Genomic DNA, 26,859 nt, shown 5'->3' with positions numbered 1-26,859 from the left:
TACATTTCCCTTATTACGGGCATACTGGTTATACGGGTATCAGGAAGTTGATAACCTCCTGAATTACAGTAATCTGGAATGGACCTACCGGTGTATTCATCAATCTGCCATCAATACCTATCAGGGCATGCTGGGCATCGAGCACCTCTACCTCTCGGGTACGGTAAGGATGCACACTCTTATGGTTGAGGAACTTACCTTTCACAAAAAGATAGATTCCCTCGAAAAGCTGGGTTGTCTTAGGATGAGATACCACCGACACATCGAGCAGTCCGTTATATGGCACAGCATTCGGAGTCTGTCCATATCCTGTTCCATTGCCTATACACATCGTCATCACTCTACGCTTGATAACATCCGAATTGATTTTCACATGCATCTTATAGTCCAGACGCTGGAATATCATCAGGATGAAGGAACAGAGAAACGACAGGGTACGTGAACCGAAGATATGATGGGTTTTTCGTCTCAGGTTCATGATGGCGGCGATGAGTCCGATATTGATACAGTTGAGGAAATAGCGACGGCATTTCTCCCCCTTCTTGTTCACATAGCGGATACAACCGAGGTCAATCTTTCTGATACGACGTTTTTTCAGCGACGCCACCGTCTTCTCGATATCGCTGTCGCTGAATCCCCAGAAGTGGGCAAAGTCGTTCATCAGTCCGTTAGGAATAACACCCAGTGCCACCTCTTCTCTTTCTTTCGGATCTATCTGCATCAGACAGTTTACTGCATCATTGAGCGCAGAATCTCCACCCACGATGACAATGGTCTTATAACCATTGTTGATAAACATTCTGATGAGCCGTTCTACGCTCTTCTGATTCTCGCTCTGCACAAAGTCGTAATCCACGCCCTGCTGCTTGAGCACCTTCTCTATTTTTTCCCAGCGCTTGTTACTTCGCCAGCCTCCTCTAGGGCAATAAAGCAGCCCCCATTTATTCTCGTTTACCATTTGTCTCTTCTTTGTAATTTGAAAGTTGTATAAAATATCACTTCCGCCCAGCCACCGTTGCATCCGATTCCATCGGATGCCAGCGCCCTAGCCAGATTCCAGGCCGCAGCCTAGCTCCTCATCAGCTCCAAAACCGTCTCCACCTTTTTCTCCATTGGCTGCAATGCATCTACCCAATGGATAGTAAAGCCTCTGCGCTCCATACCTCTGAACCACGTCATCTGCCTTTTGGCAAACTGATGGATTGCAATTTCCAGACTGCGATACATCTCATCGTATGAAGTCTTACCGATTACATATTCTGTAATAAACTTATATTCCAAACCATAATAGATGAGATTTTCAGCAGGAATACCACGATCTAGCAGTCCCTTGATTTCATCTACCATTCCCTCATCCAATCGCTGTTTCAGTCTCTGTGAAATTTTCTCCCTTCTTGCGTCCCGGTCTATGCTGACACCGATAATCAGCGAATCAACCGCAGGGAGTTCACGTTCGGGCATCGGATGCTCCAGATTATAGCTTTCAATCTCTATCGCCCGGATAGCTCGCTGTGCTGTATCCACGTCTGTGCGATTGTGCATATTAGAACCCGTTTTCGCCTTCAGCTCTTTCAGTATCAGCGTAAGTTCCTCTAAACTCTTATGAGCCAATGACTCACGGAGTTCCGGGTTCTGCGGAACAGGTGAGAGATGATAACCTTTCAGCACCGACTCAATATAGAGTCCTGTACCTCCACATAATATCGGAAAAGCCCCTCTCTTCTGAATATCCTGATAGGCATCATAAAAATCCTGCTGATATTCAAAGAGATTATATTTCGTACCAGGCTCACAGATGTCAATGAGGTGATAAGGTATCTGCTTGCCATGGATGGTATAGTCAGCCAGATCCTTACCCGTACCTATATCCATGCCGCGATATACCTGCCGGCTGTCAGCACTAATGATTTCAGCGCCCTTGGCAGGGGTACCCGACAAATGTGCACCCAGGCTATTGATCCTGGCTGCAAGAGCGGCAGCAAGACTCGTCTTACCACTCGCCGTAGGTCCCAATATGGTTATCATCGAATATTTCATGCCGCAAAGTTAAATGAAATTATTGAGAAAACAAAATAAAATGAAAAGAAATTCTCACTTATAAAAACAAAAAGCCGTCCAGCATTGAAAAAATGCTGGACGGCCATATACTTAATCATTAAGAGGCAACGAATTAACCGTTGTGCTTCTTCATGATCTTGATCAACTCAACAACCTTGTGTGAGTAACCAATCTCGTTGTCATACCAAGAAACAACCTTAACGAAGTTGTCTGTCAAATAAACACCTGCGTTAGCGTCGAAGATAGATGTCAAAGCGCAACCCAAGAAGTCAGAAGAAACAACAGCATCCTCTGTGTAACCGAGTACACCCTTCAACTCACCCTCAGAAGCAGCCTTCATAGCAGCGCAGATAGCCTCCTTAGAAGCAGCCTTCTTCAAGTTAACTGTCAAGTCAACAACAGATACGTCCAAAGTAGGAACACGCATAGAGATACCTGTCAACTTACCGTTCAACTCAGGGATAACCTTACCTACAGCCTTAGCAGCACCTGTAGAAGAAGGGATGATGTTGCCAGCAGCTGCACGACCACCGCGCCAGTCCTTCATAGATGGACCGTCAACAGTCTTCTGTGTAGCAGTTGTAGAGTGAACAGTTGTCATCAAACCTGTCTCGATACCGAAGTTATCGTTCAATACCTTAGCGATAGGAGCCAAGCAGTTTGTTGTACAAGAAGCGTTAGAAACGATCTTCTGACCATTGTACTTGTCAGTGTTAACACCGCAAACGAACATATCAGCCTGGTTACCGTTAGCGTCAGCCTTAGAAGGAGCAGAAAGTACTACGTACTTAGCACCAGCCTTCAAGTGCTTCTCAGCCTTATCGTAAGCGAGGAAGAGACCTGTAGACTCAACTACGTACTCAGCACCAACCTCATCCCACTTCAAGTTCTCAGGATCACGCTCAGCAGTAACACGGATGTGGTTACCGTTAACGATCAACTCGCTCTTCTCAACGTCAGCCTCGATAGTACCGTCGAAATGACCGTGCATTGTATCATACTTCAACATGTAAGCCATGTAATCAACTGGGCACAAGTCATTGATAGCTACTACCTGTACTTCCTTTGCGTTCTCAGCCTCAACTGTAGAACGGAATACGAAACGACCGATACGGCCAAATCCGTTAATACCAATCTTAATCATTGTTCTTAATATTTAAATTAAAAGTTTAATAAAAATTACTTTTTTAACTGCTTTCGAGCGTTCATCTGATGCTGAAACATTCAAAATTTTACGCCTTAGAGCATTTTTCTTCTTTTCGAGCGCAAAGTTACTAATTTTTTTCTAACTTTGCAACCAGAATGAGTATTAAATAAGTTAAAAAAGAATAGTAGAGTTTTAATATTGGCATTATTTTCACTCATTACATGCCATACTGACAACTCCATATTGCAAAAAGCAAAGGAAAAACTCAGCATTCTATATCTTATTATATATATAAGAAAAGAGAAAAAGAAGAACTATCAAACTATAGTTATAATTAAAAAGATAAAAGTATGAGTAAATTTTTGAATGAATTCAAGGAATTCGCCATGCGTGGCAATGTGCTCGACATGGCTGTCGGTGTTATCATCGGTGGTGCCTTTGGCAAAATCGTAAGCTCTGTTGTTGATGACGTCATCATGCCTCCTATAGGATGGCTGATTGGCGGCGTGAATTTCGCTGACCTCAAATTCACCCTACCTACCGTCAATGTAGGAGGCGAGGAACTGAAGGCGGCTACCATCAACTATGGTAACTTCCTCCAGACCTGCTTCGACTTCCTCATCGTTGCCTTCTGTATCTTCATGCTCATCAAGGTGGTGAACAAGATTTCCAAGAAGAAGAAGGAAGAGGAAAAACCGGCAGAAGCACCTAAGGCTCCGGAGCCAAGCAATGAAGAAAAACTCCTCATGGAAAATACGTGATCTCCTGAAGAACCAGAAATAAGAATAAAAAAAAGTCGCCCTTTTTGAAGGCGACTTTTTTATTCTGTTTATTCCCACTCAATTGTCGAAGGTGGTTTTGAAGAGATGTCATAACATACACGGTTTACACCCTTCACCTTATTAATAATCTCATTACTTACCTTAGCCATGAAATCATAAGGAAGATGTGCCCAGTCAGCAGTCATCGCATCAGTACTGGTTACAGCACGCAAGGCAACCGGGTGCTCGTATGTACGCTCATCACCCATCACACCTACTGAACGGACAGTAGAAAGCAATACGGTACCAGCCTGCCAGATCTGATCGTAGAGAGAAACCTCGATCTCGCCATTCTGCATGTCAGCAGGAACACCGGCAGCCAGGACGCGACGAGCTTCCTCACCACTCAACTTCACCTTATACTCACGCAAGCCACGGATATAGATATCATCAGCATCCTGAAGGATACGTACCTTCTCAGGAGTGATATCGCCCAAGATACGGACAGCCAAACCAGGACCAGGGAATGGGTGACGAGTAATCAGGTGCTCTGGCATACCCATAGAGCGACCTACACGGCGAACCTCATCCTTGAACAGCCACTTCAAAGGCTCACACAACTGAAGGTTCATCTCCTTAGGAAGACCACCTACATTGTGATGACTCTTGATCACCTTACCGGTGATATTCAAACTCTCGATACGGTCTGGATAGATGGTACCCTGAGCCAACCACTTGGCACCAGTCTGCTTTTTAGCCTCAGCATTGAAAACCTCTACGAAGTCGCGGCCGATAATCTTACGCTTCTTCTCAGGATCAGTAACACCAGCCAGGTCAGCAAAGAACTTCTCTGATGCATCCACGCCGATTACATTCAAGCCCAAACACTTGTAGTCTTCCATCACGTCACGGAACTCATTCTTGCGCAACATACCATGATCTACGAAGATACAGGTAAGGTTCTTACCGATAGCCTTGTTCAGGAGAACGGCAGCCACACTGGAGTCAACACCGCCAGAAAGACCGAGGATAACCTTATCGTCGCCCAACTGTTCCTTCAACTCAGCCACAGTAGTCTCAACAAAAGAGTCAGCGCTCCAATCCTGCTTGCTACCGCAGATATCAACCACGAAGTTCTTCAAGAGCTGTGTACCCTGCAAAGAGTGGAACACCTCCGGGTGGAACTGTACTGCCCATACAGGCTGTTTGGTAGAAGCATAAGCAGCATACTTCACATTAGCAGTAGAAGCGATGCACTTGTAATCATCAGGGATAGCAGTGATGGTATCACCATGGCTCATCCAAACCTGAGAGTTCTCGATGAATCCCTTGAACAAAGGATTCTCCTTATCGAAATGCTCCAAGTTGGCACGACCATACTCACGGCTGTCAGCAGCCTCCACCTTACCGCCCTGGGCGTAAGAGAGGAACTGAGCACCGTAGCAGATGCCGAGTACAGGAATGCGGCCGATAAACTGGCTCAGATCTACCTTGAAAGCTTCCGGATCATGAACGGAATAAGGGCTACCGCTCAAGATGACACCAATGACCGATGGGTCATCCTTTGGAAACTTGTTGTAAGGCATGATCTCGCAGAAGGTATCGAGTTCACGTACACGACGGCCGATGAGCTGTGTGGTCTGTGAACCGAAATCCAAAATAATAATCTTCTGTTGCATAATATCTAATTTTAATTTACAGTTTACAATTTATAGTTTATAGTAATCTTGCTATACGGCATAGCCGCTATTAACTATAAACTAATTAACTAACGATTTCAGGAATGCTTCCGCCTCTTTCAGCGTCTCCTGCTTTCCCACATCCATCAGCTTGAGGTCGTTCTTTACATATCCCTCTATGCGCACCTTGTCGCAATGCTTCAGATAGAAGTCCATGATAGGGAACTTGTCCGGTTCCTCCTCCATCAATGGAAAGAGCGATGGGGCAACCATGTGGATGCCAGAGAAGGCATACATCTTATAATCTTTGGGATTGAGGTTAGGATAAGGGCTCTTCACCTCGCCCGTTTCTATATTCGTCCATCCCACCAGTCGCATGCTGTCATCAAAGAGCAGATAGCGCTTGGTCTTGCGTTCGCTCACCATCAGGCGGGCAGCAATCATATCCCTGCTCTCCATCTGGTAGAATTTCTTCAGATCTACATTACTCAGAATATCCACGTTGTGGATAAGAATAGGCTCTGACTGGTTGAAGAGCGGCCATGCCTTCCGGATACCTCCACCCGTTTCGAGCAGCTTTTCACTCTCATCACTGATACGGATGTCCATACCGAAGTTGTCATGTGCTCTGAGATAATCGATAATTTGTTGGGAGAAATGATGCACGTTCACTACAATGCGAGTGAAACCGGCATCCTTCAACTGAAAGATGACACGTTTGAGCAAAGGTTCTCCCCCGACACTTACCAGAGCCTTCGGAATGCGGTCGGTAAGTGGCTTAAGGCGAGTGCCCAAACCTGCTGCGAATATCATTGCTTGCATCATTGCTAAATAGCTATTTTTAAATGTGCGTGCAAATTTACTAACTTTTTGCGAGATAGCCAAATTTGCACGCTATTTTCTATTGTTTTGCAGGTAAAACCTGTTCAATATGCTGTTCACGATGACAAATATGCACTTCTACACCAAACTTCCGGTGAATATGTTCGGCAAGATGCTGCGCAGAATATACACTGCGATGCTGACCGCCTGTACATCCGAAACAGAACATCAGAGAGGTGAAACCACGCTGCATGTAGCGGTTTACATGATGGTCGGCAAGTGCATAGACATGATCCAGGAACTTCAATATCTCACCATCATCCTCCAGGAATCGGATAACAGGCTCATCCAGACCCGTCAGTTTTTTATAAGGCTCGTATCTGCCAGGGTTATGGGTACTTCTGCAGTCGAAGACATAACCTCCACCATTGCCCGACGGATCCTCTGGAATGCCCTTACGGAAAGAAAAACTATACACTCTTACCACCAGCGGTCCCTTACCATCATATTTAGAATAGGTGGCAGGTCCGTCCTGCGGATGCGCACGATAGATATTGTTGTCGGTAGTCTTATAGCCGTCTGCACGACTCAGCGCCACACTCTCTATCACCTTGAACTGTGGCAATTCGGTCAGTCTTCTCAACATATCCATCATATAAGGATAAGGGAATACCTTGTCACCCATCTTCAGAAGATCTCGCAGATTCTGGATAGCTGGCGGAATACTGTCGATGAAATGCTTCTTGCGTTCGAAATAGCCGCGGAATCCGTAGGCGCCCAAAACCTGTAAGGTACGGAAGAGCACAAAAAGACTCAACCGGTTTACAAAATGGCGCACCGATGGTACCTCGGTATAATGCTTCAATGACTGGTAGTATTCCCAAACCAGTTCTCTGCGCAGTTTGAACGGATACTTAGCAGATGCCTGCCAGAGGAATGAGGCGAGATCATAATAGAACGGTCCTTTTCTACCACCCTGAAAATCAATAAAGTATGGATTTCCCTTATCATCCAGCATGATGTTGCGCGCCTGGAAATCACGATACAGAAAACAATCCATCGGTTCTGATGTCAGATCCTTGGCAAAAAGCCGGAAGTTGGCTTCGAGTTTCAGTTCGTGAAAATCCAAATCGGTAGGCTTCAGGAAACAATACTTGAAGTAGTTGAGGTCGAAGAGTACACTGTCTACATCGAATTCTGGCTGCGGATAGCAGTTCTGCCAATCCAATCCTCTAGCACCGCGAATCTGGATATTCGGAAGTTCACGAATGGTTTTCTTAAGGAGTTCCTTCTCTTTCTGATTGTAACGTCCGCCCGCATCTCGTCCGCCCTTGATGGCATCGAAAAGCGAAGTACCGCCAAGGTCTGTCTGAAGATAGCAGAGTTCATCATCGCTCACCGCCAGAATCTGGGGAACAGGCAACTGTCTGAGCTGGAAATGCTGAGCCAGATATACAAAGGCATGATCCTCATCACGACTGGTTCCTATCACACCAATTACCGTATCACCATCATGCCCAATGATACGGAAATACTGCCGGTTACTCCCCTGCCCTGCCAATTTTATGACATCAGCCGGTTCTTCACCCGCCCATTTCTTATATAGATCAATCAGCTTTTCCATCATTATTCAGTTTACGTCGTTTCCGATCATCATCAATCTTCTGTGCGAAGTTATCTCCGATAAAGAGAAGCAATAAGATACCCAGCGTAGTAAGGAACGAGTTTGTAGTAGTCATTCCCAACTCTGCCTTTGTAATATAAATGAGTCCTCCGATAACAATCAGAAAGACCACTGCTTTTTTCCAATCAATATTGTTCATGCTATGAATTTTCTATTATGCTGCAAAATTACACAATTAAATTGAGAAAACAAAATAAAAACAAAAAAAAATCGGATGTCTCACGACAACCGATTTCCAAAAACAAACTACTTAAAAACTAATCTACTAAAACAAATCAAAAAAATATCTTTGCCATCCCTTCGGATGATACTTTCTTTTATTTACGATGCAAAGTTACAAAAAAAGATTATTCGAACCAAATAATTTTGCTATTTTTTGCATCTTTATGACTAAAAAAACAAAAAAATAGGGATAATTCGCTGAGAATCACCCCTATTTGATATTTTCGCTTTGCAAACTCGCGGTCTTACGATGTGCTTTGTTTGCTCAAATTATTCATCTAATTACATCATGCCACCCATACCAGGTGCTGCAGCTGGTGCAACTGGTGCAGGCTCTGGTTTGTCAACCAACACACACTCTGTTGTCAGGAACAAGCCTGCGATAGAAGCAGCATTCTCCAAAGCTACACGCTCTACCTTGGCAGGATCTACGATACCAGCCTGACGCATATCTTCGTAAACGTCCTTGCGGGCATTGTAACCGAAGTCACCCTCGCCCTCGCGTACCTTATTTACTACTACAGAACCCTCGCCACCGGCATTGGCAACAATCTGACGGAGAGGCTCCTCAATAGCACGCTCTACGATACGGATACCTGTTGTCTCGTCAGCGTTATCACCCTTCATATCCTTCAATGCCTCGAGAGCACGGATATAAGTAGTTCCACCACCAGCAACGATACCTTCCTCGATAGCGGCACGGGTAGCGCAGAGTGCATCGTCAACACGATCCTTCTTCTCCTTCATCTCAACCTCAGAGTTGGCACCTACATAGAGGACAGCTACACCACCGGCGAGCTTAGCCAGACGCTCCTGAAGTTTCTCCTTATCATATGAAGACTTGGTATTCTCAATTTCGTTCTTGATCTGAGCTACGCGATCCTGGATATTAGCCTTCTCGCCATGACCATTAACGATAGTTGTATTGTCCTTGTTGACGGTAACCTTGTCTGCTGAACCCAGCATATCCAAAGTTGCCTGCTCCAACTTCAAGCCCTTCTCCTCAGAGATAACAACACCGCCTGTCAATACTGCGATATCCTCCAACATGGCCTTGCGACGGTCACCGAAGCCTGGAGCCTTCACAGCACAAATCTTCAAACCGCCACGCAAACGGTTAACTACCAATGTAGTCAAAGCCTCAGAATCAACATCCTCAGCGATAACCAACAAAGGACGACCACTCTCAGCAGCAGGCTGGAGAATTGGCAAGAACTCCTTCAAGTTAGAAATCTTCTTATCATAAAGAAGGATGTATGGGTTATCCATTACACACTCCATCTTGTCTGCATCTGTCATGAAGTAACCGCTCAAATAACCACGGTCAAACTGCATACCCTCAACAACACCGATGTTGGTATCACGGCTCTTGCTCTCCTCGATAGTGATGACACCATCCTTAGAAACCTTGCGCATTGCGTCAGCCAAGAGCTTACCAATCTCAGCATCATTGTTGGCAGAAACAGTAGCCACCTGCTCAATCTTATCATAGTTGTCGTCTACCTGTTCAGCATGTTCCTTGATGAAGGCAACAACAGCAGCTACAGCCTTGTCGATACCACGCTTCAAGTCCATTGGGTTTGCACCTGCAGTAACGTTCTTCAAGCCCTCTGTTACGATAGCCTGAGTCAGGATAGTAGCAGTTGTTGTACCATCACCGGCATCATCACCAGTCTTGCTGGCAACGCTCTTAACAAGCTGAGCACCAGTATTTTCGAATTTATTCTCTAACTCTACTTCCTTAGCTACGGTAACACCATCTTTAGTAATCTGAGGAGCACCAAACTTCTTTTCGATTACCACGTTGCGGCCCTTAGGACCGAGAGTTACCTTTACTGCATTTGCCAACTGATCAACACCCTTCTTCAAGAGGTCGCGGGCATCCATATTATATTTAATATCTTTAGCCATAATCTATTCTTTCTAATAATGTTTAAATAAATATCTGCAAAAAGTTTTTTATCTTTTTACTTTTTTTACCTTTAAGAATTACTCTTCTACTACAGCGAGTACATCGCTCTGACGCATCATGATATATTTAGTACCATCGAATTCGAGTTCTGTGCCAGCGTACTTACCATAGAGTACGGTATCACCTTCTTTGAGAATCATCTCTTCGTCTTTCGTACCCTTACCTGTAGCAACGACCTTACCACGCTGTGGTTTCTCTTTTGCTGTATCAGGGATAATAATTCCACCTACTTTTTCTTCAGCTGGTGCAGGAAGTACCAGCACTCTGTCTGCTAATGGTTTAATGTTCATGATTCTATAATATTTTAATTGTTATACATTTATTTTGCCAACAGGTATTGCTACCCGTCACCCCGCCAGTATACGAAAAACGTGCCAAAGCATCCATACTGACACTTTGACACGTTTAAATACTGACATTATATCACAAAAACTTGTGTTTTATTTCATTTTCCATTGATAATCGAATCTTTCAATATCCTCCTCAACCAGTGGATTACCATTCTGAACTTCGATGAAAGTCAGCTGTGTAATCGCCTTGATGGCATGATAATGCTCCAGAGGAATCACCACGGTATCACCAGCCTTCACATGTTTCTCCTCACCATCAAGTACAAAGATGCCCTCACCTTCTACGAATGTCCACACCTCTGAACGATGGTGATGAAGCTGATAACTGATATTCTTACCTGGCTTCAAGGTAATACTCTTGGTTAGCGAATGATTGCCGTCAGCATACTCAGAATCGTCAATCACCCGATAAGTACCCCACCTTCTTTCCTCATACATCGGACGCGGAGTAAGATGTTCTACCGCCTTCTTGATGTCCTCGGAATATTTCTTTGCACAGACGAAGATGCCATCAGGACTCGCTGCAACAACAGCATCCTTCAAGCCATCCACATACAGAGGCAACTGGAGTTCGTTGATGACATGCGTATTCTCGCAATGACTTCCCATCACCGCATTACCGATGCTGGCATGATGCAGCTCATCAGTGAGTGTATTCCAGGTACCCAGGTCCTTCCATTCACCATTAAACGGTACTACCGCTACCGATTCAGCCTTCTCCGCCACCTCGTAGTCGAAAGAGATTTTTGGAAATTCGCTATATCTTGCACGAGTATCTTCAAAGTTCTCACTCTGCATATACTTACGTACAATCTGCATCATATAGCCCAAACGGAAAGCGAAGACACCACCATTCCAGTAAGCACCCTCCTCCAGGAGTTTCTCTGCTGTAGGCACATCCGGTTTCTCGGTAAATCTCTTCACTATCTGATACTTCTCTCCTTCAGCAAAAGGAACCACATAACCATATTTTGCACTTGGATAAGTAGGTTTGATACCCATCAGCACGAGGTCGGCGACGTTTTTCTCCACACACTCCACCATACGGGCTATGGTATGGAAATATTCCAACTCGGTATAAGGATCACAAGGCATAATAACCACAACCTCATCATCCTCACATTTCTTCTTCAGTTTCAGATAACTTGCAGCTAAAGCGATAGCAGGGAAAGTATCACGCCTCTCCGGTTCGGTAACCACAGAAACCCGCTCTCCCAGCTGGTTCTGGATGATATCCAGCTGACTGGCATTTGTAGCAAGCGTAATATCGTTGGTCAGATTTGCTTCCTGAGCCTGACGTACCACGCGCTGAACCATACTTTCCATCTCCCCATTCTCCTTTTCGAGCAATGGCAAGAACTGTTTGCTTCTAGCATTATTGCTAAGTGGCCAGAGCCTTTTACCCGAGCCACCCGATAATAAAATTAATTGCATATTATTACTATCTAAATCGTTTATTGTTCATACTTAAGATTTCACAAATTAACAGTGAGAGACTGCATCACATCAGGAGTTTACTCCCAGTACCAACAGGTCTCAAAGAAGAATCATCCGTGATAATCCGGCTGCAAAAGTACGTTTTTCTTTTGAGACCACCAAGCAATTTCTAAAAAAACTACCTATTCATATAAAAATACCTAGATATGCGCAAGAAAGTAAAAAGGAAGAAAAACCATCATTTAAACAGATTAAAAACAAGAAAAGCTGGTTCAAGTTGGTTCAAGTTGGTCTATTTCGATATTTTTTTGCTGATTTATTTCCGATTTTCAACTATTATTATTATCTTTGCGACCAAATATCATTTAAGCATACCTCAAATAACTTAAAAAGATATATTAATAACTAGGAGTATAAAAAACATAAGCAAATGACGAACAAGCATTATAAAGGAAATGAAATAATAAGGAGACTGGTGATAGGTGCCGATTTCGTTATTCTCAACATCGTACTGTTGTTCTATACCCAATATGGTCAAGAACTCATACCTGCGTATTTCGACAAAGCAACAAAGATTACCTTTTTTGTTGCCAATGCTGCCTTGTTCCTAGGCGAATACTTCTATTCCACCATCATTCATGTCAGAAAGATCGGGTTCCTGCAGGTTACAAAGCGTACTTTATATCTGGCTGCAGCAACAACATTCTGTTTCTTTACCTTCTCAAGACTACTCGGTCACGGGGGAAAGATGTTCTCCTTCAGCATTATCTTCGGCATAACATTCTATCTGTCTCTCATCATAAGCCGACTCTGCGAGCTCAAATTACTAAAGTATTTCCGCTCTAAGGGCCGCAACTCACGCACCGTCGTCTTTGTAGGTAACGATCCTGCCGTGAGCGAGATGTACAAGACGATGACAGAAGATTCCTCGGCAGGTTATATCGTAAAAGGATATTATGCAGATGAAGACATCACTGATAATCCGGAAGGGTTGAAAAGAATAGGAAACATGAAACAGCTCAAAGAGATTATCTCTTCTACCATGAATGATACCATCAATGGTGAACCTTCCAGTATTGACGAGGTTTTCTGCTGCCTGTCGCATAAAGATCCTGAAATCATCAATATCATGCACTTCTGTGATAAGAATGTGATACACTTCTACTACCTGCCACGTGTGTTTGGTGAGTACAAATTGCATCTTGATGCCCAGAATTTTATGGGAAGGACGGTATATTCAAACCGCATAGAACCCCTAACAAGCATGTCAAACCGCATTATCAAGCGTAGCTTCGACATCGTGGTGAGCGGGCTTGCATGTTTGTGCGTTCTACCATTCATTCCATTCATAGCTCTCATCATCAAGATTCAGAGTCCTGGTCCAATTTTCTTCAAGCAGGCAAGAACGGGTCTGAATGGTGATACCTTCTACTGTCTTAAATTCCGTTCCATGCATGTGAACAAGGATGCAGACAAGGCACAGGCAACAAAGAACGACCCACGTAAATTTGCTTTCGGCAACTTTATGAGAAAGACGAATATAGATGAGTTTCCTCAATTCTTCAATGTTCTTAAGGGAGACATGAGTATTGTGGGTCCGCGCCCTCACATGCTGCATCATACAGAGGTGTATGGAAGCCTGATAGATAAGTATATGGTTCGCCACTTCTCCAAGCCGGGTATCACAGGTTGGGCTCAGGTTACCGGGTTCCGTGGTGAGACCAAGGAGCTCTGGCAGATGGAGGAACGTATCCGCCGCGATATCTGGTATATAGAGAACTGGTCGTTCTGGCTTGATATCAAGATTATCTTCATGACAGCCAAGAGCATTATCTGCCCTGACAAGAATGCTTATTAGGAGTCTATAAAAAGAGGATGTGCCATAAGATTGGAAAATAGTTGGCGCACAACAGTTGGACACCGCATGCACATCAGCTGTTGTGCATGCGCATATCAGCTGTTATGCAAGCGCACAACAGCTGTTGTGCGACCGGAGATACTAACTGTCTCAACAACATATTCTATCTCTTCCAACAACATATACTAGATATACTAGCTCTTTCAACAACATATACTAGCTCTTCCAACAACATATCCTAGCTTTTCCAACAACATAACCTAGCTCTTCCAACAACATAACCTAGCTCTTCCAGCAACAAGAAGAGGGTGTATCATTAACTTATGACACACCCTCTTTTTAGGTATTCTCTTTACTTATTACTTAGATTACTTAGACGGAAGCCTGTTGAGCCAACAGGTAAGGTCATTCAACATTTGGTCGTGATACGGGAAGCCATGAGCGGCATCGCGGAACCCCCATCCATGTCCGGCAGTCGGATAGATGTGCATGGTACACTCGTTGCCAGCCTTGCTCATGGCAGAATAATAGGCTACGCCATTGGTTACAGGAGGAACAACCTTATCATCAAAAGACATCAGTATGATGGCACGAGGGGTAATACCCGGACGCACAGCCTTATCATTAGACCACTCTTCTACCAGTTTCTTATTGGTATTACGCTCTTCACCCAAGAAATTCACACATGATCCCTTATGAGAGATACGCTCATCCATTGAAATCACCGGATAGAAAAGAATCGAGAAATCAGGTCGCACAGCCGCCTCAGCATGAGTACTGACGGAAGAAGCTAAATGTCCACCGGCAGAAAAGCCCATGATACCAACATCTTCCTTATTTATTCTCCATACTGCAGAACTGTCACGGACGGTACGCATCGCCTGATAAGCATCACTCAACGGAATATTACGATTTCCCTTAGGCATACGGTATTTCAAGACAAAGAAAGCGATACCCTGTTTGTTGAAATATTCTGCCCACTGATGTCCCTCATGGTCCATTGCAAGATGAGAATACCCACCTCCAGGACAATCTACTACAGCTCTTCCTGAAGGATTCTTAGGAAGATAACAGGTAAGTTCACTCTGTCCGTCGCTACTGTTCTTCAATACGAACTTGCGAGCTGTGGATTGAGCTGATGCTGTAATTGCTGTCAGCATCAGAAGAAAAAAAATCATTGTCTTTTTCATTTTTCTTTTTTGTTATGTTGTTTATATCTTTATTCTGTTTTGCTAAGATAATGCAAAGATAGGCATTTTTTCGTTAACCCTATGTTATTTTTTCTTCTTTTTTTGGTGTTTTTGTTCCAATCGCTTTGATTATTGGTTCTTTTTTGCTATATTTGCAGAAAAATTGCTGTAAACGGCAATCAGAGAAAACATCTCTCTTCTGCCGCCGGCATTTATTTAGGAGTCTCACTTATAAAATATTGACATAGAATAATGAAGGATTTTTTCAAGAACGTGGCAGCCACTATCGTAGGACTGTTTGCCTTCGGGCTGATCATGACCATTCTGGGATTCATCTGTATCATCGGAATGGTGGCATCGAGCAACAGTAAACCGGCACTGAAAGACAATGCGGTGATGGTAATGAAACTACAAGGACAGATTGAAGACCGTACTGAAGACAACTGGCTCGGCGAACTGACAGGCGAGCAGTTTAACAACCTAGGCATGAACAGGATTCTCTCTTCTATCCGCAAGGCAAAGAATGAGGATAAAGTGAAGGGCATCTATCTGGAAACAGGTATCTTGGAGACAGATTATGCCACTTTGCAGGAAATCAGAAATGCACTTGCCGATTTCAAGAAGAGCGGCAAATGGATTATCGCATATGGTGATGCTCTCTCACAGGGTGGATATTATCTGGCTTCGGTTGCCAACAAGGTATATGTAAACCCAGAAGGCAATGTGGACTGGCATGGTATTGCATCGCAGCCACAATATATCAAAGATGTAGCAGCCAAGTTTGGCATTCACTTTACGGTAGTGAAGGTAGGCAAATACAAAAGCTATACTGAAACATACACCGAAGACAAAATGTCGGATGCCAACAGAGAGCAGGTTTCACGCTATATCAGTGGACTCTGGCTACAGATGTTGGGAGATGTGAGCAAAAGCAGAAACATCAGCAAGGATTCACTGAACCGCTATGCTGACGGGCTGATGGTGTTTGATGATACCAAACTGCTGAAATCTCGAAAGATGGTAGATGGATTCTGCTATTATGATGAAATCAGAGACGTGGTAAAGAAACAGTTAGGACTGAAGGCAGACGAGACCATCAATCAGGTTGACTATAACGACGTAGATATGACTATAGACGACTCGAATCTGATGGGCGAAGAGATTGCCGTATACTACTGTCAGGGGTCCATTGTCAGGATGGAGACTCCTAGCATCTATGATTCTGAGCAACAGATAGTAAGTACAAAGGTCATCAAGGACCTTCAGGAACTTGCAGATAACAGTCAGGTAAAGGCCGTAGTTCTGCGTATCAATTCGGGCGGTGGCGATGCCTATGCTTCGGAACAGATCTGGAGAGCAGTTAAAGAATTAAATAAAAAGAAGCCGGTAGTGGTTTCGATGGGTGGTATGGCAGCATCGGGTGCTTATTATATGAGTATGGGTGCCCAATATATCATGGCACAACCTACAACATTGACCGGCAGCATCGGTATCTTTGGAGCCCTGCCAGATTTCAGTGACCTGATGACAAAGAAGTTAGGCTTCAAGTATGATGAAGTGAAGACCAACCGCAACAGCACCTATGCCTCTGCAGGCATGTCACGCCCATGGAGTGCAGAAGAGATTGCCACCATGCAAAACTATGTAAACCGTGGATATAGCCTCTTCCGCAATCGTGTGGCTGAGGGCAGAAAAATGAGCACCGAACAGGTTGAGAAGATTGCTCAAGGAAGAGTATGGCTGGGTACAGACGCCAAGAAGATCAAGTTAATTGATGGATTCGGCGGCTTGAGCGACGCCATCGACAAGGCTGCAGAATTGGCTCATCTCAGCAGTTATCAGGCGGTAGAATATCCGGCATTGGCTGGATGGATGGAACAGTTGCTGGATATGGCGGGCGGAAACAAGGGAACATATCTCGACGAACAGTTGCGTCTGGCATTGGGTGATCTCTACCAGCCATTCATCATGATACGCAATATGAAGGAGAAAGAGCCTATACAGGCTGCACTTCCTTACGTACTGAACATACAATAACATTTATAATAAGGTATGCGTACATTAATATATAAACATACCGAATTAAGAGAAAGGAAACAGACATGAGAACAGAAGGCGATCTTATCAAGATCAACGACTGGCTGCTACCACTGAGTTGGATTTATGGCGGCATGGTCAGATTTCGCAATTGGCTCTTCGATATCGGACTGAAAAAGAGTCAGTCATTCTCAATCCCGATCATTTCTGTGGGTAACATCACGGTGGGCGGATCGGGCAAGACTCCCCATGTGGAGTATCTGATACGCTTGTTGCACGACAAGGTAAAGATAGCTGTGCTATCACGTGGTTACAAAAGAAAGACCAGTGGCTATGTGCTGGCAGATAAAGATACGACAATGTCAGAGATTGGCGATGAACCCTTCCAGATGCACAGCAAGTTTGACGATATCTATGTAGCCGTAGACGCTAAGCGTGTGAGAGGAATCGAAAAGTTGCAGAATGAAGAACCGACCAAGGATGTAGATGTAGTATTACTGGATGATGCCTTTCAGCATCGCTATGTGAAGCCAGGTATCAACATTCTGCTGGTAGATTACCACCGTCTGATCATCTATGACAAGATGTTGCCAGCAGGAAGACTGAGAGAACCTCTAAGCGGTAAGAACCGTGCAGACATTGTGATTATCACTAAATGTCCAAAGGACCTGAAACCAATGGAATTTCGAGTACTCACCAAGGCTATGGACCTTTACCCTTTCCAGAAGCTCTACTTCACCTGCATCAACTATGATACGCCAAAGGGAGTTTTCGAAGACCAGCAGATAGCCAAGGAGGAGTTGAAAAACTACCATGCTCTGCTGGTTACTGGTATCGCATCGCCTAAGCAGATGGAACACGACCTGAAGCCAATGGTCAAGAGTATGCAGTCGCTGAGTTTCGGTGATCACCATCGCTTCAAGAATAAAGACATCACACGCATCAACGAGGCGTTTGAACAGATGCCAGAACCCCGTCTGATTATCACGACAGAGAAAGATGCCGTGAGACTAAAAGAGACTGAGGGACTCTATGAAATAGTTAAGAAAAGCATATACGAACTGCCTATCAAGGTTAGTTTCATGCTGGAACAAGAAGATAATTTTAACGACAAAATCATTAGCTATGTACGAAAAAATTCAAGAAACAGCATCCTGGCTAAAAGAAAGGATGACAACAAGTCCGAAGACAGCTATCATACTGGGAACCGGTCTCGGACAATTAGCTTCAGAAATAACTGACAGTTATGAATTTCCATATAGTGAAATACCAAACTTCCCAGTATCTACCGTTCAAGGTCATGCAGGCAAACTGATTTTCGGTAAGTTAGGAGGTAAAGATATCATGGCTATGGAAGGAAGATTCCATTACTATGAAGGATATGACATGAAGGCTGTAACCTTCCCAGAACGTGTGATGTACGAGTTGGGCATTGAAACCCTCTTTGTAAGCAACGCTTCGGGCGGTATGAATCCGGAATTCCAGATTGGAGACCTGATGATTATCGATGATCACATCAACTTCTTCCCAGAACATCCATTGCGCGGAAAGAACTTCCCTACCGGTCCACGTTTCCCGGATATGCACGAAGCATACGACAAGAAACTCCGCGACCTTGCCGACGATATCGCTAAGGAGAAGGGAATTGATGCAAAGCATGGTGTATATGTTGGCGTTCAGGGACCTACCTTCGAGACACCGGCAGAGTATCGCATGTATCGTGTATTGGGTGGTGACGCTGTAGGTATGAGTACTGTACCTGAAGTGATTGTTGCCCGCCATTGCGGAATCAAGGTTTTCGGCATCAGCATCATCACCGATCTTGGCGGTTTCGATGTACCTGTAGAAGTCAGTCATGAGGAAGTGCAGATTGCAGCCAATGCCGCACAGCCTAAGATGACAGAGATTATGCGAGAAATCATCCGCAGATCTTAAGTATAAATTATAAACTATTATTTATTTTGGATATCTCAAAGTTGGGTGAATTCGGTCTTATAAACCATCTCACCAAAGGTTATGAAAAGAAAAACGAGTCTACAGTTTATGGTGTAGGCGACGATTGTGCCGTGATGCATTATCCAGACAAGGAGGTGCTCATGACCACAGATATGCTGATGGAGGGCGTACATTTCGACCTTACCTATATTGACATGGTTCACTTGGGTTACAAGAGTGCAATGGTAAACATCAGTGATATCTTTGCTATGAACGGAACCCCACGTCAGATGGTAGTAAGCATAGCATTGAGTAAACGATTCAAAGTAGAAGACATTGATGAATTCTATAAGGGTCTTCGAATGGCATGCGACAAATGGGGAGTAGATATCGTGGGAGGTGATACTACCTCTTCTCTCACCGGTTTAGCCATCAGTATTACTTGTATCGGAGAAGCAGCAAAAGAAGAAATCGTATACCGCAACGGAGCCAAGGAAACAGACCTGATCTGTGTGTCGGGCGACTTGGGCGGTGCCTATATGGGACTTCAACTGCTAGAACGCGAAAAGGCTGTATACTACGGACAGATAGAAGATATCCGAAAGAAGATGGCTGAGGCTAAAGCAAATGGTGATAACGAGAAACTGGCTCTTCTGAACAGAGACTTAGAGAATATGCGCAACTTCCAGCCAGATTTCGCCGGCAAGGAATATCTCTTGGAAAGACAACTGCAGCCTGAGGCACGCGGAGATGTGATAGCACAACTGCGTGAGGCAGGTATCCGTCCTACCGCCATGATGGATGTGAGCGATGGTCTGAGCAGTGAATTGATGCATATCTGCGAACAGAGTCATTGCGGATGCAGAGTATATGAGAAGAACATACCTATCGACTACCAGACAGCCGTGCAGGCAGAAGAATTCAATATGAACCTTACCACCTGTGCTATGAATGGTGGCGAAGATTATGAACTTCTCTTTACCGTACCTATCGGTGACCACGAGAAGATTGAGACTATGGAGGGTGTAAGGCAGATTGGCTACATCACCAAAGAAAATCTGGGCAAGTTCCTCATTACCAGAGACGGACAGGAATTTGAACTGAAAGCACAAGGTTGGAATCCGCTGAAAGATTAATTTCAAGCAAGGGGATATTTAGTTAATAAACATTAAGCAAGAGAAAATATTTCGTTTTCTCTTGCTCAATTAAAATATTTATTGTACCTTTGCAACCGCAAAAAGCAAGATGGTGCCATAGCTCAGTTGGTAGAGCAAAGGACTGAAAATCCTTGTGTCCCCGGTTCGATTCCTGGTGGTACCACTCCTCCTTTCATAAAAGGCGGTTACTAACTGTGGTTAGGGCCGTCTTTTTTTTATATCCACACCTTAAGGTAACAGATATTACAAACAAGACAAAGTATAGAATTTATTAAACAAACTAAACTTAAAAAGCTTATGAAGAAGATTTTAATAGCTTTATTGGTCTGTTTCTCATTTGTTACAGCCAATGCAAAAGATTACAGTAAGTATTATCAGAACTTACCAGTTCAGATGCAGCAACCAACATTGCCTAGCATCCCAGACAATCATGTCAGTATCTTAGAATGTGGCGGTAATGGTGACGGACTCACCATGAATACCCAGGCATTTGCCAAAGCCATCAGCAAACTGAACAAGATGGGCGGCGGTCATCTTAATGTGCCTGCAGGTATCTACCTCACCGGTCTCATCTCACTGAAGGACAATATTGACCTGCATCTGGAAAAGAATGCCATCATCGTTCTTTCAGAAGACAAGAATGATCACTTCAAGATAGACGAGACTACGGGAAAGAAAGAAAACCGTGCAACTCCTGCCATCAATGCCAGCAAGAGAAAGAACATCTCTATCACAGGCGAGGGCACCATTGACGGAAACGGAGAATGGTGGAGACCGGTAAAGCGGAGCAAGGTTAGTGACGTAGAATGGAAAGAATTCCAGGCTATGGGCGGAACACTGAATGAGAAGGGTGACATCTGGTATCCATTCAATCTGAAACATCAACCTAACGTGGCAGAGAATATGGATACACAGGAGAAAACCCGAACACACATGATAAGATTCACCAGTTGCGAGAATGTACTCGTACAGGGTGTTACACTTCTGAACAGCCCTAAGTTTCACATCATCCCTACCCGATGCAAGAATGTGATTATCGACGGAATCACCGTAAAATGTCCTTGGAATGCCCAGAACGGTGATGCGATTGACATCTCAAGCTGTAAGGATGTACTCATCGTAAACAATGTGATTGATGCCGGTGATGATGGTATCTGCATGAAGGGTGGCGCAGGCGCAGCAGGTGTGGCAGCAGGTCCTTGTGAAAACATTAATATCCAGGACAACACCGTATACCATGCCCATGGAGGTTTTGTTATCGGCAGCGAGTTCTCTGGCGGCATGAAGAATATTGTTGTTCGCAACAATACTTTCCAGGGAACAGATACCGGTTTACGCTTTAAAAGTGCAGTGAAGAGAGGTGGAACATCAGAGAACATCTATATCGACCATATCTACATGACCGATATCAAGGATGCAGCCATCACCTTTGAGACCACTTATTTTGACAACCATGTAGGTGCCCAGAAGCAGACAACTCCCGTAAAACAGGAATTTCTGCCAAACTTTCAGGACATCCACATGAGCAACATCTACGTACGAGGTTGCGAAACAGGTATTGAAGCACATGGTGCAGAAGGTATGGTACACGATATCACCATCAAGAACTCCAATATCTTCTACACCAAGGAAGCCAAGAATATCGATGCTGCCTGCAAAATTCTGTTGGAAAACGTACGTTTTGAAAGTTTCGCAAAGTAAATTTTCTACTCAACATTCAAGAACTCTACTTGACAACAGTAAGCGTATGATCGCAAACCGTGAAATGAATATCAAGACCCTCATAAGGCATTCCATAGACCTTATGAGGGTCTTTCTGGTAATGCGGACGGGGATCTTGGGCAAGTACTTCTTTCAATATTTCAATCTTTTCTGCATTCAATCCCTGCAGACGCAGATGTCTGTCTACATCTTCAGAAATCTCTACATCAAGTTTCTGCCATTTGCGGTCATCAACAAAACCGCTCCTTGCCCCAGGATGAGAATCGGCATAAACAACATAAGGCTTGATGTCAAATATCGGTGTTTTGTCCATAAGATCAGCTCCCTTAACATGAATGACAGGACCATGAGGAGTCTCCCATTCGATATGAGAAATTTTTACCGATGAAAGACCTATATTATTGGGGCGGAAAGGACTTCGAGTGGCAAAGACACCCACTTTCTCATTGCCTCCCAACACAGGAGGACGAACAACCGGACTGTGCGCTTTGTGCCTATTGGCAGAAAATTCCCAAATCAGCCAAAGATAATCAAAGCCCTCCATGCCACGCAGCGCATCAGGGTTACGAAATTCGGGTTCAAAAACAATCTGTCCTTCCAGTTCTGCTACCAATCCAGCCTGTTTGGGGATACCAAACTTGCTACTGAAGGGAGAACGAAAATATGCTATTGGTTTTATCTCCATATTTACTAATTATTACACCTTAATTATATATAAGACGAAAAAAGGCATGAATTATTTTGCCGTATGCACAAAATAATGTACCTTTGCAGACAGAACAAAAAACAAAAAGAAATGAAAATACAAAGACCATCGTATGAAATCTGGTTACAGAAACCAGGTGAGCTCGGTATCTACCAGCAGATAGAACGAGCAGGAAGAGTATGCTATAAAAGTGAGAATAATACCACTGTGAATTCTGCCAAACCTTTCGTGGATCGGATGGTGCAGAGTGAACACTTTGCCATGCTGGAACATGGAACCGTGTATCTGGTATGCAAACATGGAGAGTTGCCGCTTTATACCCACAACAAGTTCTCACGTCTGAAAACTTTAGACGGCAAAGACTATATTACAACCAATCTCCGAGTATTGGCAGAAAACAAGGCGATGGATGATTTGAAATACCTCAGCAACTATGAAGAAGGTAAGCACGAACTCCGTATTACCGTTCATTTTACTACTCAGATTTCCATAACCCGAGAATATAACCGTCATCGTGCCAACTCTATGGCAGAGCAGAGTACCCGATACTGCAACTATTCGAAGAATAAGTTTGATAACGAGATTACCATCAACCTGCCTACATGGGTAGAAGCAGAAGGCTTCGATGGTTCACAAGATCCCAGCGACTACCGAATAGAAGATATGTGTGCTGACATTGCAGAAGGAAGAACAGCTGAATGGAGTAAACTCACTACTTGGATATTCGCCAATCAGGCTGCCGAATATGCCTACATGAAACTGATAGAGGCAGGTTGCAAACCACAGGAAGCACGAGCCATCCTACCATTGGACTGCAACACAGAACTGGTTCATACCGCTTTCGTGAGTGACTGGAAACATTTCTTCGACCTTCGCGCATTAGGTACTACCGGTGCACCACATCCTGATGCCAAGATTTTAGCCTTGCCACTGATGGAAGAGTTTAAGCAGAAAGGTTACCTATAAGGTTTAAAAAATATTAAAGCACCCTTTCAAAATACAGATTTTCTATTCTTTTGACATAACGAATAGATATATTTTGTATTTTTGCAGTGTGTTTTTCATAGTATTAGATTTAAGGTTATCAAGATTGGGGCTACGGCGGTAGCCCTTTTTTATTGTCTTTTTCAGCCTTACCTCTCTATTTTTTGCCGATTTTGCCACTTATTAGCCCCCAAAACGCATTTTTTTGAAGAAAAACAAAAAAAAGTTGGCAAAAAATTTGGTGGAACCAGAAATTAGTAGTACCTTTGCAACCGCTTAAGAAAACCAAGCTATAGTCATCCAGACTAAAACAATGGAGAGATGGTAGAGTGGTCGATTACAACGGTCTTGAAAACCGTCGTACCGAGAGGTACCGGGGGTTCGAATCCCTCTCTCTCCGCAAGAGCCTTCTGAAAGAAATTTCAGAAGGCTTTTTTTATTTCCGTATTTGTATATTTTCTTCATATTCATTCACTATCCATGACAAGAAGACTTCAAATGCAAAATTATGCTATATTATTTGGTCATATCAAAGAAAACATGTAACTTTGCTAAAAAGTAAGCTATATGCAAGAAAAAACATGACAATGATAGATCGCTGTTACATAGAAATCACTAATACATGTAATCTCAACTGCCACTTCTGTCCAAAACATACAAGGAAGAAAAGACAGTTGAGTGCTGAGGAATTCGACCTGCTCACCGACAAGATACGCGGGAAGGTCTGTTTCCTATATTTCCACATTATGGGCGAACCCCTACTACACCCTCTTCTACCCGAGTTTATCAATATGGCAAGAGAGAAAGGTTTCAAAACCGTACTTACATCCAACGGCACTCTGCTACCCAAAGCTATGGATCTCCTTGACACACTTCCCCACAAAATACAGCTCTCGCTCCACTCACACGAGAGTAATGCCAAGGGAGAGCTTGCCAGTTACATGAACGAGGTGATGACTTTTTCAACCCAAGCAGCAGAGAAAGGAACCTGCATAGTTCTCAGACTTTGGAACCAAGGAGGAAAAGACCGGGAAAATGAAGAAGTAATGGAGCACATCGAAAAATTTGTTCCCAAACCCTGGAAAGAACGACCTGACGGTTACAGACTTGCCAATAATCTCTATCTGGAGTTTGACAGGAAATTCGAATGGCCCAACTTTGATAACCATATCGAAGAAAAGGAAATGATAAAAGGAAATCAGAAATCAGGTATCAGAGAAGAAAAAAGAGAAGTTTTCTGTAAAGCCCTACTCAAACAGATAGGCGTATTGGCAGACGGAACATTGGTACCCTGCTGTTTGGACCACAACGGAGATGTTGCACTTGGGAACCTGCTTGAACAATCGTTGGAAGAAATTCTGGCTTCACCCCGTGCCCAAGCCATGATAGAAGGTTTCAAGCACCATCAAGCCACAGAACATCTCTGTGAGACCTGTGAATCAGCCCTGGTAAGAAACAGTTTTAGAGGAAAAGCAAGAAGTTAATAGGAATTATGAAATATTATACAGCAATGACAATAGCCGGCTCTGACAGTTGCGGAGGAGCCGGCGTACAAGCTGACATCAAGACAATGTCAGCACTAGGCGTATATGCCGCATCGGCCATTACAGCCATTACCGTACAGAACACCCTGGGAGTTTATGCCATCCAAGACATCAACCCCGAAATAGTAAAGGGCCAGATAGAAGCTGTGATGAACGACATCCACCCAGATGCCATCAAAGTAGGTATGGTTAACAACCGTTCCACGATCCAGGCTATTGCTGAAGCCCTGAAAAGATACCAAGGGGAATACCAGCATCTCATCATTGACCCCGTGATGGTTTCCACCAGTGGTTGCAGACTCATGCAGGAGGACGCTCTCAGCATTTTCATACAGGAGTTATTACCACTAGCTACCCTGCTAACACCTAACATCCCGGAAGCAGAGATACTGGCAGGAATGAAGATACAGAATAAGGAAGACATCCAGAACGCAGCTTTAGCCATCAGTAAGTTAGGCTGTAAATATGTACTCATCAAAGGCGGCCATTTCCAGGGAGCAGAAAAGATTGATTACCTCTTCGAAGACGGAAAGCCTATTACCAGTTATCGAGGCATTAGCGTAAACACCCGCAATACCCATGGTACAGGTTGTACCCTATCCTCAGCCATCACTTCTTATCTGGCAAGAGAAATGGATATGAATACAGCTATCACCATGGCAAAGACCTATCTTTCAGGCGCAATTCTGGCAGGAAAAGATGTGCAGATAGGAAAAGGTCACGGTCCGGTGAATCATTTCTATGAACCCAACGCACTGTTTATCAAATAACAGCCAACACCTTTATATAAAGAAATAAAATCACAACGAATATGAAATGGATAGTAATCACTCTGCCCGATTTTATAGAGAATGAATCAACCTATATCAACCAACTCTTTAAAGCAGGTATAGACCTGCTACATCTGCGCAAACCAGAATCAAATATAGAGGAATGTAAGCGACTGATACAGGAAATCGACAAGAAATGGCATAAAAAGATCGTAGTACACGATCACTTCGAACTTTGCCAGGAATTTCATCTTCATGGTATTCACCTTAACAGAAGAAACCACGAGATTCCAGAAGGCTTTCAAGGAAGCATCTCACAATCCTGCCATAGTTTTAAGGAAGTAGAACAAGCTCTCCAGACTATATCACCCAAGAACAAAGACGAAAAGAGCGCGATTTTCAAACCTGCCTGCCATTATGTTTTCCTCAGTCCAATCTTTGACAGCATTTCAAAGAAAGGCTACAAGCATTCCTTCTCTAACAAAGACTTAGAGGAAGCAGGCATCAATGGAATCATCAATGAGCGAGTAGTTGCATTAGGAGGTGTCACCCCTGAATATATTCCACAATTGAGAGCATGGAACTTTGGCGGAGCTGCTTTTTTAGGCGACATCTGGAACAGAAGAACTGATGCAAAATGGACGGAATATCTTGCCGTAATTAAGCAGAAACTTGCCCCCGGAAATGCCCAGAATACGCTTAACAGTTCAAATATTTGGTAGAGGGAAATACACTACTTTCTAATAAGACAGGCCGAATCTCAACAATAAAAATAAAAAAATGCTTTTTTATTTTGTATTGTCTTCGATTTGCACTACCTTTGC

The 26,859-nt window shown here is 43.8% G+C and carries 22 protein-coding genes, 2 tRNA genes and 1 pseudogene; 13 read left to right on the top strand and 12 right to left on the bottom strand.

Going from position 1 to position 26,859, the window contains the following annotated elements; all coding sequences use genetic code 11:
- Positions 1 to 28: 28 nt before the first annotated feature.
- From FO447_RS01005 to gap, 3 genes are all read right to left on the bottom strand, one after another.
- Positions 29 to 958, bottom strand: a complete 930-nt coding sequence (locus FO447_RS01005) for a diacylglycerol/lipid kinase family protein (RefSeq protein WP_022121645.1) — start codon at positions 956 to 958, stop codon at positions 29 to 31.
- Between the two features lie 110 nt (positions 959 to 1,068).
- The gene (gene miaA, locus FO447_RS01000; protein ID WP_200757288.1) at positions 1,069 to 2,037 is read right to left on the bottom strand and encodes a tRNA (adenosine(37)-N6)-dimethylallyltransferase MiaA; all 969 of its coding nucleotides are present in this window, start codon (positions 2,035 to 2,037) and stop codon (positions 1,069 to 1,071) included.
- Positions 2,038 to 2,170: 133 nt separating this feature from the next.
- Positions 2,171 to 3,202 (bottom strand): type I glyceraldehyde-3-phosphate dehydrogenase, encoded by a 1,032-nt coding sequence (gene gap / locus FO447_RS00995; protein WP_006846296.1) that lies wholly within the window; start codon positions 3,200 to 3,202, stop codon positions 2,171 to 2,173.
- 353 nt (positions 3,203 to 3,555) lie between these two features.
- On the opposite strand from gap, the pseudogene mscL reads away from it, so the two are divergent.
- Positions 3,556 to 3,988 (top strand): annotated as a pseudogene (mscL, locus tag FO447_RS00990) (large-conductance mechanosensitive channel protein MscL).
- A gap of 46 nt (positions 3,989 to 4,034) precedes the next feature.
- On the opposite strand, the gene guaA reads toward mscL, so the two are convergent.
- The 7 genes from guaA to FO447_RS00955 form a co-directional block, all read right to left on the bottom strand.
- Entirely contained in the window at positions 4,035 to 5,645 is a 1,611-nt protein-coding gene (guaA, locus tag FO447_RS00985) for a glutamine-hydrolyzing GMP synthase (RefSeq protein WP_022121641.1), read from the bottom strand.
- A gap of 81 nt (positions 5,646 to 5,726) precedes the next feature.
- Positions 5,727 to 6,470: a nucleotidyltransferase family protein gene (locus FO447_RS00980; RefSeq protein WP_118064286.1), complete on the bottom strand. Its 744-nt coding sequence runs from the start codon at positions 6,468 to 6,470 to the stop codon at positions 5,727 to 5,729.
- A 76-nt stretch (positions 6,471 to 6,546) separates the two neighbouring features.
- On the bottom strand, positions 6,547 to 8,091 hold the full coding sequence (locus FO447_RS00975) for a RapZ C-terminal domain-containing protein (protein WP_117692142.1): 1,545 nt from the start codon (positions 8,089 to 8,091) through the stop codon (positions 6,547 to 6,549).
- On the bottom strand, positions 8,075 to 8,290 hold the full coding sequence (locus FO447_RS00970) for a hypothetical protein (protein ID WP_006846290.1): 216 nt from the start codon (positions 8,288 to 8,290) through the stop codon (positions 8,075 to 8,077). The genes FO447_RS00975 and FO447_RS00970 overlap by 17 nt, the downstream gene beginning before the upstream one ends.
- Positions 8,291 to 8,655: 365 nt before the next feature.
- Positions 8,656 to 10,284: a chaperonin GroEL gene (groL, locus tag FO447_RS00965; RefSeq protein ID WP_117692011.1), complete on the bottom strand. Its 1,629-nt coding sequence runs from the start codon at positions 10,282 to 10,284 to the stop codon at positions 8,656 to 8,658.
- A 78-nt stretch (positions 10,285 to 10,362) separates the two neighbouring features.
- Positions 10,363 to 10,635 carry a co-chaperone GroES gene (locus FO447_RS00960; RefSeq protein WP_006846288.1) on the bottom strand — a complete coding sequence of 91 codons (273 nt, stop codon included), beginning with the start codon at positions 10,633 to 10,635 and terminating at the stop codon, positions 10,363 to 10,365.
- 150 nt (positions 10,636 to 10,785) lie between these two features.
- Positions 10,786 to 12,129, bottom strand: coding sequence for a sugar phosphate nucleotidyltransferase (locus FO447_RS00955; protein ID WP_022121638.1), 1,344 nt, complete (start codon positions 12,127 to 12,129; stop codon positions 10,786 to 10,788).
- 433 nt (positions 12,130 to 12,562) lie between these two features.
- Between FO447_RS00955 and FO447_RS00950 the strand changes: the two genes are divergently transcribed.
- Positions 12,563 to 13,990 carry an undecaprenyl-phosphate glucose phosphotransferase gene (locus tag FO447_RS00950; RefSeq protein WP_200757285.1) on the top strand — a complete coding sequence of 476 codons (1,428 nt, stop codon included), beginning with the start codon at positions 12,563 to 12,565 and terminating at the stop codon, positions 13,988 to 13,990.
- A gap of 368 nt (positions 13,991 to 14,358) precedes the next feature.
- On the opposite strand, the gene FO447_RS00945 is transcribed toward FO447_RS00950, so the two are convergent.
- The gene (locus FO447_RS00945; protein WP_234699034.1) at positions 14,359 to 15,168 is read right to left on the bottom strand and encodes an alpha/beta hydrolase; all 810 of its coding nucleotides are present in this window, start codon (positions 15,166 to 15,168) and stop codon (positions 14,359 to 14,361) included.
- A 264-nt stretch (positions 15,169 to 15,432) separates the two neighbouring features.
- On the opposite strand from FO447_RS00945, the gene sppA reads away from it, so the two are divergent.
- From sppA to FO447_RS00915, 6 genes are all read left to right on the top strand, one after another.
- A complete protein-coding gene (sppA, locus tag FO447_RS00940) occupies positions 15,433 to 17,217 on the top strand; it encodes a signal peptide peptidase SppA (RefSeq protein ID WP_118140446.1) in 1,785 nt (594 codons plus the stop codon).
- Between the two features lie 65 nt (positions 17,218 to 17,282).
- Positions 17,283 to 18,458, top strand: coding sequence for a tetraacyldisaccharide 4'-kinase (gene lpxK / locus FO447_RS00935; RefSeq protein ID WP_118064278.1), 1,176 nt, complete (start codon positions 17,283 to 17,285; stop codon positions 18,456 to 18,458).
- Complete coding sequence (locus tag FO447_RS00930) at positions 18,343 to 19,152, top strand: purine-nucleoside phosphorylase (RefSeq protein ID WP_082231209.1); 810 nt, start codon at positions 18,343 to 18,345, stop codon at positions 19,150 to 19,152. Before lpxK ends, FO447_RS00930 begins: the two co-directional genes overlap by 116 nt.
- A gap of 23 nt (positions 19,153 to 19,175) precedes the next feature.
- Positions 19,176 to 20,288 carry a thiamine-phosphate kinase gene (thiL, locus tag FO447_RS00925; RefSeq protein ID WP_040552461.1) on the top strand — a complete coding sequence of 371 codons (1,113 nt, stop codon included), beginning with the start codon at positions 19,176 to 19,178 and terminating at the stop codon, positions 20,286 to 20,288.
- A 111-nt stretch (positions 20,289 to 20,399) separates the two neighbouring features.
- A tRNA-Phe gene (locus FO447_RS00920) sits at positions 20,400 to 20,472 on the top strand.
- 134 nt (positions 20,473 to 20,606) lie between these two features.
- A complete protein-coding gene (locus FO447_RS00915) occupies positions 20,607 to 22,010 on the top strand; it encodes a glycoside hydrolase family 28 protein (protein WP_200757283.1) in 1,404 nt (467 codons plus the stop codon).
- 25 nt (positions 22,011 to 22,035) lie between these two features.
- On the opposite strand, the gene tsaA is transcribed toward FO447_RS00915, so the two are convergent.
- A complete protein-coding gene (gene tsaA, locus FO447_RS00910) occupies positions 22,036 to 22,716 on the bottom strand; it encodes a tRNA (N6-threonylcarbamoyladenosine(37)-N6)-methyltransferase TrmO (protein WP_006846275.1) in 681 nt (226 codons plus the stop codon).
- Positions 22,717 to 22,827: 111 nt separating this feature from the next.
- Here tsaA and FO447_RS00905 point away from each other — a divergent pair, with 111 nt between their 5' ends.
- The 5 genes from FO447_RS00905 (at position 22,828) to FO447_RS00885 (ending at position 26,757) form a co-directional block, all read left to right on the top strand.
- Positions 22,828 to 23,703, top strand: a complete 876-nt coding sequence (locus FO447_RS00905; RefSeq protein WP_022121629.1) for an FAD-dependent thymidylate synthase — start codon at positions 22,828 to 22,830, stop codon at positions 23,701 to 23,703.
- Between the two features lie 333 nt (positions 23,704 to 24,036).
- Positions 24,037 to 24,121 (top strand) — tRNA-Ser (locus tag FO447_RS00900).
- A gap of 181 nt (positions 24,122 to 24,302) precedes the next feature.
- Positions 24,303 to 25,205, top strand: a complete 903-nt coding sequence (locus FO447_RS00895; RefSeq protein ID WP_228113804.1) for a radical SAM/SPASM domain-containing protein — start codon at positions 24,303 to 24,305, stop codon at positions 25,203 to 25,205.
- Positions 25,206 to 25,213: 8 nt separating this feature from the next.
- A complete protein-coding gene (thiD, locus tag FO447_RS00890; protein WP_200757279.1) occupies positions 25,214 to 26,035 on the top strand; it encodes a bifunctional hydroxymethylpyrimidine kinase/phosphomethylpyrimidine kinase in 822 nt (273 codons plus the stop codon).
- A gap of 41 nt (positions 26,036 to 26,076) precedes the next feature.
- Entirely contained in the window at positions 26,077 to 26,757 is a 681-nt protein-coding gene (locus tag FO447_RS00885; RefSeq protein WP_200757277.1) for a thiamine phosphate synthase, read from the top strand.
- Positions 26,758 to 26,859 lie beyond the last annotated feature (102 nt).

Source organism: Segatella copri, assembly GCF_015074785.1.
GTDB lineage: Bacteria > Bacteroidota > Bacteroidia > Bacteroidales > Bacteroidaceae > Prevotella.
This window is presented reverse-complemented; position numbering and strand designations above follow the sequence as displayed.